At 70.2% G+C, this 11,980-nt stretch carries 12 protein-coding genes and 1 pseudogene; 2 read left to right on the forward strand and 11 right to left on the reverse strand.

Going from position 1 to position 11,980, the window contains the following annotated elements; genetic code table 11:
- From AC1D1G_RS32725 to rpe, 4 genes are all read right to left on the reverse strand, one after another.
- On the reverse strand, nucleotides 1-995 hold a 995-nt coding region (locus AC1D1G_RS32725; RefSeq protein ID WP_477955343.1), incomplete at its 3' end, for a bifunctional 3,4-dihydroxy-2-butanone-4-phosphate synthase/GTP cyclohydrolase II.
- A gap of 80 nt (nucleotides 996-1,075) precedes the next feature.
- Nucleotides 1,076-1,684, reverse strand: coding sequence for a riboflavin synthase (locus AC1D1G_RS32730; protein WP_105418502.1), 609 nt, complete (start codon nucleotides 1,682-1,684; stop codon nucleotides 1,076-1,078).
- 11 nt (nucleotides 1,685-1,695) lie between these two features.
- Complete coding sequence (gene ribD / locus AC1D1G_RS32735; RefSeq protein WP_477955353.1) at nucleotides 1,696-2,748, reverse strand: bifunctional diaminohydroxyphosphoribosylaminopyrimidine deaminase/5-amino-6-(5-phosphoribosylamino)uracil reductase RibD; 1,053 nt, start codon at nucleotides 2,746-2,748, stop codon at nucleotides 1,696-1,698.
- A 29-nt stretch (nucleotides 2,749-2,777) separates the two neighbouring features.
- Nucleotides 2,778-3,461, reverse strand: a complete 684-nt coding sequence (gene rpe, locus AC1D1G_RS32740; RefSeq protein WP_005241758.1) for a ribulose-phosphate 3-epimerase — start codon at nucleotides 3,459-3,461, stop codon at nucleotides 2,778-2,780.
- 58 nt (nucleotides 3,462-3,519) lie between these two features.
- Between rpe and AC1D1G_RS32745 the strand changes: the two genes are divergently transcribed.
- Nucleotides 3,520-3,858, forward strand: coding sequence for an MmcQ/YjbR family DNA-binding protein (locus tag AC1D1G_RS32745; RefSeq protein ID WP_477955346.1), 339 nt, complete (start codon nucleotides 3,520-3,522; stop codon nucleotides 3,856-3,858).
- Nucleotides 3,859-3,919: 61 nt separating this feature from the next.
- On the opposite strand, the gene AC1D1G_RS32750 is transcribed toward AC1D1G_RS32745, so the two are convergent.
- The 3 genes from AC1D1G_RS32750 to fmt all read right to left on the reverse strand — a co-directional run bounded on the left by AC1D1G_RS32750 (nucleotide 3,920) and on the right by fmt (nucleotide 7,252).
- Nucleotides 3,920-4,777, reverse strand: coding sequence for a mycofactocin-coupled SDR family oxidoreductase (locus tag AC1D1G_RS32750; RefSeq protein ID WP_016880326.1), 858 nt, complete (start codon nucleotides 4,775-4,777; stop codon nucleotides 3,920-3,922).
- A 127-nt stretch (nucleotides 4,778-4,904) separates the two neighbouring features.
- The gene (locus AC1D1G_RS32755) at nucleotides 4,905-6,332 is read right to left on the reverse strand and encodes an RsmB/NOP family class I SAM-dependent RNA methyltransferase (RefSeq protein ID WP_477955348.1); all 1,428 of its coding nucleotides are present in this window, start codon (nucleotides 6,330-6,332) and stop codon (nucleotides 4,905-4,907) included.
- Nucleotides 6,329-7,252: a methionyl-tRNA formyltransferase gene (fmt, locus tag AC1D1G_RS32760; protein ID WP_280782165.1), complete on the reverse strand. Its 924-nt coding sequence runs from the start codon at nucleotides 7,250-7,252 to the stop codon at nucleotides 6,329-6,331. The genes AC1D1G_RS32755 and fmt overlap by 4 nt, the downstream gene beginning before the upstream one ends.
- Nucleotides 7,253-7,283: 31 nt before the next feature.
- Here fmt and AC1D1G_RS32765 point away from each other — a divergent pair, with 31 nt between their 5' ends.
- On the forward strand, nucleotides 7,284-7,523 hold the full coding sequence (locus tag AC1D1G_RS32765; RefSeq protein ID WP_375154205.1) for a hypothetical protein: 240 nt from the start codon (nucleotides 7,284-7,286) through the stop codon (nucleotides 7,521-7,523).
- A gap of 62 nt (nucleotides 7,524-7,585) precedes the next feature.
- On the opposite strand, the gene AC1D1G_RS32770 is transcribed toward AC1D1G_RS32765, so the two are convergent.
- The 4 genes and pseudogenes from AC1D1G_RS32770 to AC1D1G_RS32785 form a co-directional block, all read right to left on the reverse strand.
- A complete protein-coding gene (locus AC1D1G_RS32770; RefSeq protein WP_280782166.1) occupies nucleotides 7,586-8,563 on the reverse strand; it encodes an esterase/lipase family protein in 978 nt (325 codons plus the stop codon).
- A 98-nt stretch (nucleotides 8,564-8,661) separates the two neighbouring features.
- Entirely contained in the window at nucleotides 8,662-9,318 is a 657-nt protein-coding gene (locus AC1D1G_RS32775; protein WP_105421831.1) for a PadR family transcriptional regulator, read from the reverse strand.
- Between the two features lie 139 nt (nucleotides 9,319-9,457).
- A complete protein-coding gene (gene rox, locus AC1D1G_RS32780) occupies nucleotides 9,458-10,885 on the reverse strand; it encodes a rifampin monooxygenase (protein ID WP_477955351.1) in 1,428 nt (475 codons plus the stop codon).
- A gap of 172 nt (nucleotides 10,886-11,057) precedes the next feature.
- Nucleotides 11,058-11,980, reverse strand: a pseudogene (locus AC1D1G_RS32785) (primosome assembly protein PriA); the annotation flags it as partial.

Here is an 11,980-nt window from a genome sequence, read left to right on the forward strand (position 1 = left end):
AGCTCGAGGTTGGCGTCGACGGTGTCCGAACCCGCGTCCTGCAGCTGGTAGGCCTGCAGCTTGTGCATGAGCCCGATGCCCCGGCCCTCGTGCCCGCGCATGTACAGGACCACACCGCGCCCCTCCTGCGCGACCATGTCGAGGGCGGCGTCGAGCTGGGGACCGCAGTCGCAGCGCAGCGAACCGAACACGTCGCCGGTGAGGCATTCGGAGTGCACGCGCACGAGCACGTCGCTGCCGTCGCCGTCCGGGCCGGGCAGGTCGCCGCGGACCAGCGCCACGTGCTCGACGTCGTCGTAGATGCTCCGGTAGCCGACGGCCGTGAACTCGCCGTGCCGGGTGGGGATGCGCGCGGAGGCGACCCGCTCCACGTGCTTCTCGTGCTTGCGGCGCCACGCGATGAGGTCGGCGATCGAGATCAGGGCGAGGTTGTGGTCGTCGGCGAAGACCCTAAGCTCGTCGGTCTGGGCCATGTGGCCCTCGTCCTTCTGGCTGACGATCTCGCAGATCACACCCGCAGGCCGCAGGTCGGCCATCCGGGCGAGGTCGACGGCGGCCTCGGTGTGGCCGGGACGGCGCAGCACGCCGCCCTCCTTGGCGCGCAGCGGCACCACGTGGCCGGGCCGGGTGAAGTCCTGGGCGCCGCTGGACGGGTCGGCCAGCAACCGCATGGTGGCGGCGCGGTCGGACGCGGAGATGCCGGTGCCGATGCCCTCCCGGGCGTCGACGGTCACGGTGTACGCGGTGCCGTGCTTGTCCTGGTTGGTGGCGTACATCGGCGGCAGGCCGAGGCGGTCGCAATCGGCGCCGTCGAGCGGCACACAGAGATACCCGGACGTGTATCGAACCATGAAGGCAACCAACTCGGGGGTGGCCTTCTCCGCGGCGAAGATGAGGTCTCCCTCGTTCTCGCGGTCCTCGTCGTCGACGACGACGACTGCCTTGCCTGCGGCGATGTCCGCAACGGCGCGCTCGATACTGTCGAACCTGGTCACGTGCTCGGTCTCCAAAGTCTTGACTTAGGCATCTTCGAATACAACGGATGCATCCGTGGGATGCTCCTCAACAGTACGACTCAGCGGCCGGCCGCTTGCAGCCGCTCCACGTACTTCGCGATCACGTCGACCTCGAGGTTGACGGGCGTCCCGACGGACGCCGCCCCGAGCGTGGTCAGTTGCAGCGTGGTCGGGATGAGCGAGATCTCGAAGTACTCGTCGCCGCGTTCCCCGCCGAGAGCCGAGACCGTAAGCGACACACCGTCGACCGTGATCGAGCCCTTCTCCACGACGTACCGGGAGATGGCGTCGGGCAGCGCGATGCGCACGACCTCCCAGTTCTCGGAAGGGCTGCGGCTGATGATGTGCCCGGTGCCGTCCACGTGGCCCTGGACGAGGTGGCCGCCGAGGCGGCTGTTCAGGGCGGCGGCCCGCTCGAGGTTGACGCGGCTGCCCACGTCGATCTTCTGCAGGCTCGACCGGTTCAGCGTCTCCTGCATGACGTCGGCCGTGAAGGAGCCGTCGGCCAACACCTCGACGACGGTCAGGCACACACCGTTCACCGCGATCGAATCCCCGTGTGACGCGTCGGAAGTCACGACCGGACCACGGACGGTGAACCGTGCGGCGTCGGCCAGTTCCTCCTTGGCGACGACCTCACCCAACTCTTCGACGATCCCGGTGAACACTGTGGCTTCTCCTACGTTTGGGGGCTGTCAGGGTTTTCGGACACTGCTGGAACCAGACTCAACAACAGATCGGGGCCGATTGTTTCGACCGACTCGTGACGGAACCGAAGCGCGCCGTCGATCGTGTGCACTCCCGCCTCCGCGACCGCGGACGGGCCGGCGCCGAGGACCAGCGGGGCGAGGTACGCCTGGATGCGGTCGACGCGGCCCGCGGCGAGGAATGCGCCCGCCAGCCGGGGCCCGCCCTCGAGCAGCACATCGGTGTACTCGGCGAGTGCGGCGAGGACCTCGTCCACGTCGTGCGTGCGCAGCAGCAGGGTGGGCGCGGAGTCGTCGAGGACCCGGGCGTCGGCCGGGATGTCGCCGAGTCCGACGACGACGCGCACCGGCTGGTGCGCCGCGAGCGATCCGTCGGGCATCCGGGCGGTCAGCCGCGGGTCGTCGGCGAGCACCGTCCCGGTGCCGACCACGATCGCGTCCAGTTTCGACCGGTCGGCGTGGACGCGTTCCCTCGCCTCGGGACCAGTGATCCACTGGCTGGTGCCGTCGGCGGCGGCGCTGCGCCCGTCCAGTGTGGCCGCGTACTTCCAGGTCACGTGCGGCCGTCCGGTGCGCTGCCGGTGCAGCCAGGCGCGGAGCGGGCCGCGTTCGACGTCCTGGGCCCGCAGCCCGGACGTCACGTCGACACCCGCCGAGACGAGGGTTTCCGCACCGCCCGCGGCCTCGGGGTTCGGATCACCCACCGCGTAGTGCACCGCGACCACACCGGCATCGAGGAGCGCCTGCGAACACGGCCCGGTCCGGCCGTGGTGGTTGCACGGTTCCAGCGTGACGACGGCGGTGCCGCCGCGGGCGGCGTCCCCCGCCTCCCGCAGTGCGACGACCTCTGCGTGGGGACCGCCGGGAGGCTGCGTCATCCCGACACCGGCGATGCGTCCCGCGGCGTCGAGGACCACCGCGCCGACCGCCGGATTGGGGCTGGTGAATCCGCGCGCCGACTCGGCGGCGCCGATGGCGATCTGCATCGCGGCGTCGAGGTCCGCCGCCGAATTCTCGTGCCGCACGTGGGAGTTCACGTTGTTCCGGAGCGCCGTTACCGCGACAGGCTCAGGTGCGGTGACGCCTTGGCGGCGCTGGCGCGCAGGGCGCGCACGGCCTCCGCGGGATCGCTCGTGCCGTAGACGGCGGACCCGGCTACGAAGCAGTCGACGCCCGCCTCGGCAGCGGCCTCGACGGTGTCGGCGTTGATGCCGCCGTCGATCTCCACGACCAGTCTCAGTTCACCCGAGTCGACGAGCCGGCGGACGGCCTTCGCCTTCGACAGCACCTCGGGGATGAACGACTGACCACCGAAGCCGGGCTCGACGCTCATGACGAGGAGCGTGTCGAAGTCCTTCAGGATCTCGAGGTACGGCTCGATCGGCGTGCCGGGCTTGACGCTGAGACCGGCCTTGGCGCCGGCGGCGCGGATGTCCCGGGCCACGGACCGGGGGTCGTCGGTCGCCTCCGCGTGGAAGGTGACGTTGTGCGCGCCCGCCTCCGCGTAGGGCGGCGCCCAGCGGCCGGGGTCGTCGATCATGAGATGGCAGTCGAGCGGGATGTCCGTCGCCGCGAGCAGGCTCTGCACGACGGGAAGGCCGAGCGTCAGGTTGGGCACGAAATGTGCGTCCATCACGTCGACGTGCAGCCAGTCGGCACCGGCGACGGCGTCCGCCTCCTCGGCGAGACGCGCGAAATCGGCAGACAGAATGGACGGTGCGATCATCGGGGTTGCCACGGGCCGCAGTTTAGTCGTACGCGTGCCGTGCCCGGGTCCCGCGGTCCATACTGGGCTCATGCCGACCTGGACGGACGTCGTGGCGATCGGTGCGTCACTACCGGAGGTGCAGGAGAGCACGTCGTATCGCACCCCGGCTCTGAAGGTGGCGGGCAAGCTGCTCGCCCGGTTGCGGGCCAAGTCGGACGGGGGCCTGGTGGTGATGTGCGACCTCGACGAGAAGGCGGCCCTGCTGGCCCAGGGCGCGCCGTTCTATACCACTCCGCACTACGACGGTCACGGTTCGATCGTCGTCGACCTCGAGAACGTCGACGTTCCGCAGCTGACCGAACTGCTGCAGGATGCCTGGCGGATCAAGGCACCGGCGAAGCTGCGTAAGCAGTTCGACCAGACCTGACGCGAAAGGCGAGGGCCCGGGCGGCGCCCGCACACCGGCCCGGACCCTCATCGGATCGGCGTCAGACGCCGAGCTTGAGACCCGCCCCCGCGTCGACCCGGAGCTGCTGACCGGTGACGAACCGGGACTCGTCGGAGGACAGGAACACCACCGCGTGCGAGATGTCCTCGGGCTCGACCCACGGGGTGGGCATCGCCTGCATGAACGGGAACGTGACCTTCGCGTCCTCGGCGGTCGGGTTCTCCAGGTCGGGGCGGAACGTGCGGAACATCGGCGGACTCTGCAGCATGTCCGTGTTGCAGTTCGTGGGATGGATCGCGTTGACGCGGATGGACTTCGGGCCCAGGGTGAGCGCGAGCGAGTTGGTGTACGTCCACAGCATCTTCTTGGCGAGACCGTAGCCGTCGCCGCCAGGCCCCTGCAGGGCCTGCTGGCCGTTCAGACCGGTCTGCGGGACCAGCCCGGCCACCGATCCCGTCGCGATGATCGAGGCGCCGGCGTCGAGGTGCGGAAGGGCCGAGTGGATGGTGTTGATCACTCCGACGAAGTCGACGTCGAACGCATCGACGAATCCCTCGACGGGCACGTCGTTCCCGAGAGGCGCGATCCCGGCGTTGGCGACCACGACGTCCAGCCGGCCCAGCGTCGCGACGGCGGCGTCGAGTTCGCGTTGCAGGGCCGCGCGGTCACGCACGTCCACCTTGGCGGTGACGACCCGGCGCCCCGCCTTCTCGACCAGCCGTCCCGTCTCCGCGAGGTCGGCCTCGGTCGCCAGCGGGTATTCGTTGGATGCGATGTCCTCGCAGAGGTCGAAGGCGATGATGTCGGCGCCCTCGTCGGCGAGATGCACTGCATGACTACGCCCCTGACCCCGCGCCGCTCCCGTGATCAGAACGACCTTCCCCGCTACCCGATTCATCTGAAGTCCTCCACTCGCTTCGTGACGTACGTCTCTGTCGCGAGAAGAATTAGAACACGTTTCACGGAAAAGTGGAACAGGTTCTACCGAGAGTCGGGCAGATGTCCAGGTAGTGGGGACGCCCGCCCTACGGCTTGCGCAACGCGGCCATGAACATCGCGTCGGTGCCGTGCCGGTGCGGCCAGAGCTGGACGCCCGGACCGTCTCCCAGACCCGGCACACCGGGAACGAGTTCACGCGTGTCGAGTGCCGTGAGCCCGTAGCGGCGCACCGCGTCCGCGACCACGGCCACCGTCTCGGACAGGTGCGGCGAACACGTCGCGTAGAGGATCACGCCGCCGGGACGAACCAACTCGACGGCCGATGCCAGGAGTTCGCGCTGCAGTTTCGCGAGACCCGCCACGTCCGACGGCTGCCGGCGCCACCGCGCCTCCGGACGTCGGCGCAACGCACCCAGTCCGGTGCACGGCGCGTCGACCAGGATGCGGTCGTACCCGCCCGCCAGCCCGGGATCCCGCCCGTCGGCGACGTGCACGTCGACCGGGAGTTCCTTCGTCGTCTTGCGGATCAGGTCCGCGCGGTGTTCCACCGGCTCCACGGCGTCGAGGCGTCCGCCCTCGATTCCGGCGAGGGCGCCGAGCAGGGCCGCCTTGCCACCCGGGCCCGCGCACAGRTCGAGCCAGCGGCCCGCGTCCGGACCGTCCAAGGGTGCCAGCGACAGCGCCCGGGCGACGAGCTGACTGCCCTCGTCCTGCACTCCTGCGAGCCCCTCACGGACGGCGTCGAGCAGCCCCGGGTCGCCGCCGTCCAGATAGACCGCGTACGGCGAGTAGCGCCCCACCTCGCCGCCGGTGGCGAGCGCGAGTTCCTCCGACGAGATCTCCCCCGGGCGGGCGACGAGATGCACCTCCGGCCGGGCGTCGTCGGCGATGAGGACGTCCTCGAGTTCGCCGGCGTCGGCACCGAGCGCGTCGGCGAACACCTGCGCGATCCACGTGGGATGCGCGTGCTCGAACGCCAGCCGCCCCACCGGGTCGGCCGGGGCGAGGCGCTCCACCCATTCCGCTTCGGACCGCTCCGACACCCGGCGCAGCACGGCGTTGACGAAGCCCGCCTTCCCCGGACCGGCCTCCGCGCGCACGAGATCGACGGAGGTGGCGACGGCGGCGTGCGGGGCGACGCGGGTGCGCAGCAGCTGGTAGGCGCCCAGCTGGAGGACGTCGAGGAGCGGTCCGTCGATCTCGGCGATCGGCCTGCCTGCGCAGTCGGCGATCACGGCGTCGAGAAGCCCGCGGGCGCGGGCGGCGCCGTAGGCCAATTCCGTGGCGAGGGCCGCGTCACGTCCGTCCAGGCGCCGCTCACGCAGCAGCCCGGGCAGCACGAGATTGGCGTAGGCGTCGCGTTCCCGGACGGCGCGCAGCACGTCCCTCGCGGCGAGCCGCGGCTGGTCGAGACCGGACTGCGACGCGTCGGGCCGGCGGGCCTGTCGGGGACGGTTGTTGCGGGCCCCCGAGCCGGACTGGCCGCGACGTGCAGGCCTTCTGGATTCGCTCACTGTGCCCGTACCTCCGCGTCGAGTCGTGCGCCTCGCGCCCAGTCCAGGGCGGCCATCTGTTTCTTGCCCTGCGGCTGGATGCGGTCGAGCCGCACCGCCACCGTGGACGTGCCGATCAGGAATCCGGCCTTGGTCACCGAGATCTCCCCCGGCTCCAGTCGCTCCTCCGTCGGAGTGACCGGACCGACCTTGACGCGCAGATCGCCGATCATGGTCCAGGCGCCGGGCGCGGGGGTCACCGAGCGGACGTGCCGGTCAACCACGGCAGCTGTTCTGTCCCAACGGATCCGGGCCGCCTCGACGCTCACCTTGGGCGCATGCGACACCCCGTCGGCCGACTGCGGGACCGCGGTGATCGCGCCGTCCTCGATCCCGTCGAGAACCGACTCCAGGAGGACCGCACCGCTGTCGGCCAGGCGCCCCAGCAGATCCCCGGCGGTATCGGTATCGCGGATCCTCTCGGTGACCACCCCGTAGACCGGCCCGGTGTCCATCCCCGCCTCGAGCCGGAACGCACTCGCGCCGGTCATGTCGTCGCCCGCACCGATCGCGGCCTGCACGGGGGCTGCCCCGCGCCACGCCGGCAACAGCGAGAAGTGCAGGTTCACCCAGCCGTGGGCCGGGATGTCGAGGACCTTCTGCGGCAGCAGCGCCCCGTAGGCGACGACGGGCGCGCAGTCGGGTGCGAGGTCGGCGAGACGCGCCAGGAAGTCCGGCTCCGAGGGCCGCTCGGGAGTCAGCACCTCGATGCCGTGGGAGTCGGCGAGTTCACCGATCGGTGAACGGACCACCTTGCGTCCGCGGCCTGCGACCGCGTCCGGGCGGGTGATCACCGCCACGACGTCGTGGCGCGGCGAACGGATCAGGCGTTCGAGCGAGGGTACAGCGGGCTCGGGGGTTCCGGCGAAGACTATGCGCACGTCGGCGACCCACACGACGGACGGTGGACCGCTGCGCGGGCCGAAACGATACTCACGAAGAAAGCTCCCCTTTGATCGACGATGTGCCGACCAGTCTAGGGAGTCGACCCCGGGCCATAACACTCGACGAACTGTCGTCGCCGCCCTGCAGGGCGTGAGCGATTCCGACGCCGAACACCTCGCGGCCGCATTCGACATCAAGTCCGTGAAGGACCTCGGCACCAACAAGTACTTCCTGTGGGCGCAGGCGGTCACGAAACTGGCGGAGTAGCGCACACACGCGGAGGCGGGGAGCCGTGCAGCGCACGGGCTCCCCGCCTCATTCGTGTGGGTCTATCTGTTGCTGTCGAGAATCACCTGCGGAATACCCGCACCGACCGGGACGAACTCGCAACGAGCCAGCGGAGCCGCGTCCGGGTCGAGCGCCGCCCGGACGAGGTCGAGCGCGAACGGATCGTAGGGCGCCTGAAAATGTCCGGTGCCGTCCTGGGGGCATCGATCCTGGATCAGGATGTTGTCGGCCCCGGCGCCGTGGAGCGCCATGTTCGTGTACGGCTGGATCATCTCGTCGTACCGAGACCCGATCGTCGTGTACGCGACACCGGGCACGGTGTCACCGCCCGCGTTGAGGGCGTTCATGAACGGCGAGCCCTGCATCTGCTGGCTGACGGCCACCGATGTCACCGTGCGGGCGAAGTCCGGTCCGCCGGGAAGCGCCTGGACGATCGGAACGAGGCCGTACATCACTCCCCCGTAGCTGGGCGACGCCAGCCCGACCCAGTGGTCGACGAACGGGGCGCCGCCGAGCTTGTTGACGTAGTACCGCGTGACGTTCGCACCCTGCGAGTACCCGACCGTGTCGACCTTGTCGGCGCCGGTCGCGTCGCGGACCCGGTCGACGAATCGGCCGAACTCCTCCGCGCTCGCGACGATGTCCTCGGTGCCGTACGTATCGGCGCCCGGCGCTCCGCCGTAGTTGAGCGCGAACACGCAGTAGCCGTCCGCGGCGAGCATCGGCGACAGGGCGGCCCAGTCCGCGTAGGCGCTGGCGTCGGTGCCGTGTGCGAGCACCACCGGCTCGGGGTGGTCCGGGGAAGGTGTGCAGGAGAAGTCGTTCGATCCCGCGGGTGCGCTGCCCGGGTGCTCGTGCGCATACGCGGCGGCGGCACTACGGCCGGTCTGGGGAAGCCCGGCCGTGGCGGGCACGACGGGTTGGGGCGGTGAGGAGTCGTCCGCATGGGCGGTGGACACTGCGCCGGACATCAGCAGGACGACACCCGCGACGACCGCACCGGCACCCCGAAATCTCATGATCTCTCCCGACTTCGCCGTGACATTTCTGTGAACCTTCCCAGAATGTGCACGCGCTGTCGCGTCGAGGCGGCGGGCCCGCGGTGAACCGCGACGCCCTACGAGTCGGTGTCAGCCTTGCCGGCTTCGCTCTGATCGTCTTCCGCGAGAAGGCGATACATCGCGCGACGCGCCTCGGTGAGAATTTCGCCGGCACGCCGAACCTGTTCGTCGTCACCGACGGCGGCGACCTGCCCCGCGGCACCCATCAGCAGCCCGATCAGGCCCCGCAGGTCCTCGGCGGGCCTGCCGACACTCTCCCGCACGTCGTCCCACGGGGTGCCGAGTTCGGTCTTGTTCGCTTCGACGAATGCCTTGCCCTCGTCCGTCAGGCGTGCGGTCTTGCGGCCCGCCACCTTTTCGATCAGTACCAGACCCTCGTCCTCGAGTTGTGACAGCGCGGGGTAGATCGAACCCGGACTGGGCTTCCACACCCCGTCGCTGCGTTCGACGATCTGCTGAATCAACTCGTAGCCGTGCATCGGCTCCTCGGTGAGCAGCAGCAGGATCGCGGAGCGGACATCGCCGCGTCGTCCCCTGCCACCCCGTCCGCGTCCGCGGCCGAAGTGCATTCCCGGGCCGAACCCGGGATCACCCTCGGGCCCGAAGCGGCCTCGCCGGTGTCCGTGACGGTGGGGCCCCTCGGGCCGTCCCGTCCGCTCGCGCGCGAATCGGTCCCGTCGGGGACCTCTGTGTTCGAAATGGAAGTTTTCCATCATCAGCCTCCTTCTATATCGCTGATGCATCAACGATATATCGCCAATCGGCACTCGGCAAGGTCCTTTTCTGTGACGGTGGTCAGGTCGCCCCCGGACTCGCGGGCGCTGCGCCGGCCGAGTCCGGAGGCGTTCGCGCTCAGTCGGCGGCGGCGCCGAACCACTCGCGCAGCCGGCCGACCAGATCCTGCTGGTCGTCGCCGACCCACGCCACATGCCCGTCCGGTCGCAGCAGCGCTGCGGGCACGTCGAGTTCCTCGCTGACGTCGACGACATGGTCGACCCGGTCCGCCCAGCCCGTCACCGACAGCCGGCCGGTCTGGTCGAGCAGTAAGCCGCGGCCGTCGTGCATCAGCTCGTAGAGTCGTCCCCGCTTCAGCCCCACGTCCCGTAGGCGCCGGCCGAGCAGTTCATGCCCCTCGCCGAAGTCGTAGCGGACCCCGATCGCGATGATCTTCTCGGTCAGGTACCGGTTCACGTTCTCGAAATCCATCAGTTCCGACACCAGCCGGCGCACCGCCTGGGGCCCCGGATCGAGGGACATCAGCTCCATCTGGGCGCGGGTGTTGGTCAGCACGTCGGCGGCGACCGGGTGCCGTTCGGTGTGGTAGCTGTCCAACAGCCCCTCCGGCGCCCAGCCACCGACCTCGGCTGCCAGTTTCCAGCCGAGGTTGAACGCATCCTGGATACCGAGGTTGAGCCCCTGACCGCCGACCGGCGGGTGGATATGCGCCGCGTCGCCGGCCAGCAGCACCCGGCCGACCCGGTACCGCTCGGCCTGCCGGGTGGCGTCGCCGAAGCGGGACAGCCACCGCGGCGAGTGCACGCCGAAGTCGGTGCCCGCGGTTGCCCGCAACTGCTGCTTCAACTCGTCCAGGGTCGGCGCGACCGTGCGGTCCTCGGCCACCCCTGCGGCGGGGACGCCGATGCGGTACACCCCGTCCTCGAGCGGCATGGCGCCGAACCGGAGCTGGGTCTTGCGGACCTCGGCCACCACGGCGTCCAGCGTCTCCTGCGGCGCGGTCAGCTCCACCTCGCCCAGCAGTGTGTCGACTCTGCTGGGCTCGCCGGGGAAATCGACGCCGAGCAGCTTCCGCACCGTGCTGCGGCCGCCGTCGCAGCCGACGAGGTAGCGCGAGCGCAGCTGGGTGCCGTCGGCCAGCAGGGCGGTCACCCCGTGTTCGTCCTGATTCAGGCCGACCAGTTCGCAGCCGCGCCGTATCTCGACGCCGACTTCGGTGGCGTGCTCGGTCAACAGTCGCTCGGTGGTGGTCTGCGGGATGCCGAGAACGTACGGATGTGCGGTGTCCAGCCGCTCGGGTGCCGGCTTTCTGATGCCGGCGAAGAAGCCACCGAGCGGGTACTGCGTACCGAGCGCGAGGAACCGCTCCAGCAGACCGCGCTGGTCCATCACCTCGATGCTGCGCGCGTGCAGGCCCAGCGAACGGACAACCCTCGTCGGCTCCGCCTCCTTCTCCACCACGAGCACCTGCACGCCGTGCAACCGCAACTCGCAGGCCAGCATCAGCCCGGTCGGTCCGCTGCCTGCAACGATCACGTCGATCATGAAACCCCCACACGTATGCCGCGAATACTGATTTCCGCTGGTCCTGACTTCGGTGGGAGATTCTGCGGCACGACCCGGGTCTTGCCGCAAGGCCCCCGGTGCGTTATATGTTGAGAGTGGCAGGGAGTGCATAACCTCCTTGCCATTCCTTTTTGTCACCCCCGGGGTGGAGCTAGCCGATCCGAATGGGGTCGATCTGGACCCGGGCAGGCTGCGAGTCCTTGCGCGCACTGCGCACCGACTGCGCCTCTCCGAGCGCTTTGGCCAGTGGTTTCCCCTCGCCCCGCGGCACCCGGATCAGCATGCGCTCCACGTCCGCCGGCTCGGGCGCGTCGCCGGAGAACGGCAGCCGCTCCCCGGCAGGCAACTCGACCGGGCCGAGCAATTCCGCATTCGCCGGCAGATCGGCGAGGTCCAGGAGGTCGGCGATCGCCTTCGCACWGCCGTCGATCGCCGCAAGGTGGATGGCGGGCGGAAATCCGACTTCCGCCCGCTCCTCGTACTGCGCACGGGCGTGACCGACCGGATCCCAGCGAACCAGCGCCTGCACGGTCGGAATCCCCGAATCGGCGACCACGACCACCTGACCGCCCTCGGCGAACGGCCGCACGAGTGACGATGCCGTCATCCATCGCCGCAGCGTCTCCTCCGCGGCGCGCAGGTCGGGACGGCCCAGCAGCGCCCAGCCGTCGAGCAGCAACGCCGCGCCGTAGCCGCCCGGCATCACCGGTTCGGCCCCGACCGTCGACACCACGAGGGTGGGACCCTGCTTCACCTCGTCCACGACGTCCGTGCCCCCCGACATCCGGACGGCAACCCCGGGAAACGCGCGACCCAGTTCCTCGGCGGTCCGTCCGGCACCGACCACGACGGCCCGCAGCGCCTTCGCTCCACACGCGTGGCAGCGGTGTGCGGCATCGGCGACGCCGCACCATCGGCACGCGGGGGTCCCCGCCCCGTCCGGGCCGGCCGCGGACGGCAGCGCGAGAGGTCCGTTGCATCGCCGGCATCGCGCGGGCGCCCGGCACTTGCCGCACGCGAGGCTGGGCACGTAGCCGCGCCGGGGCACCTGGACGAGCACTCCCCGGCCGGCGC

The sequence above is a fragment of the Rhodococcus sp. P3_B8 genome (assembly GCF_056402775.1).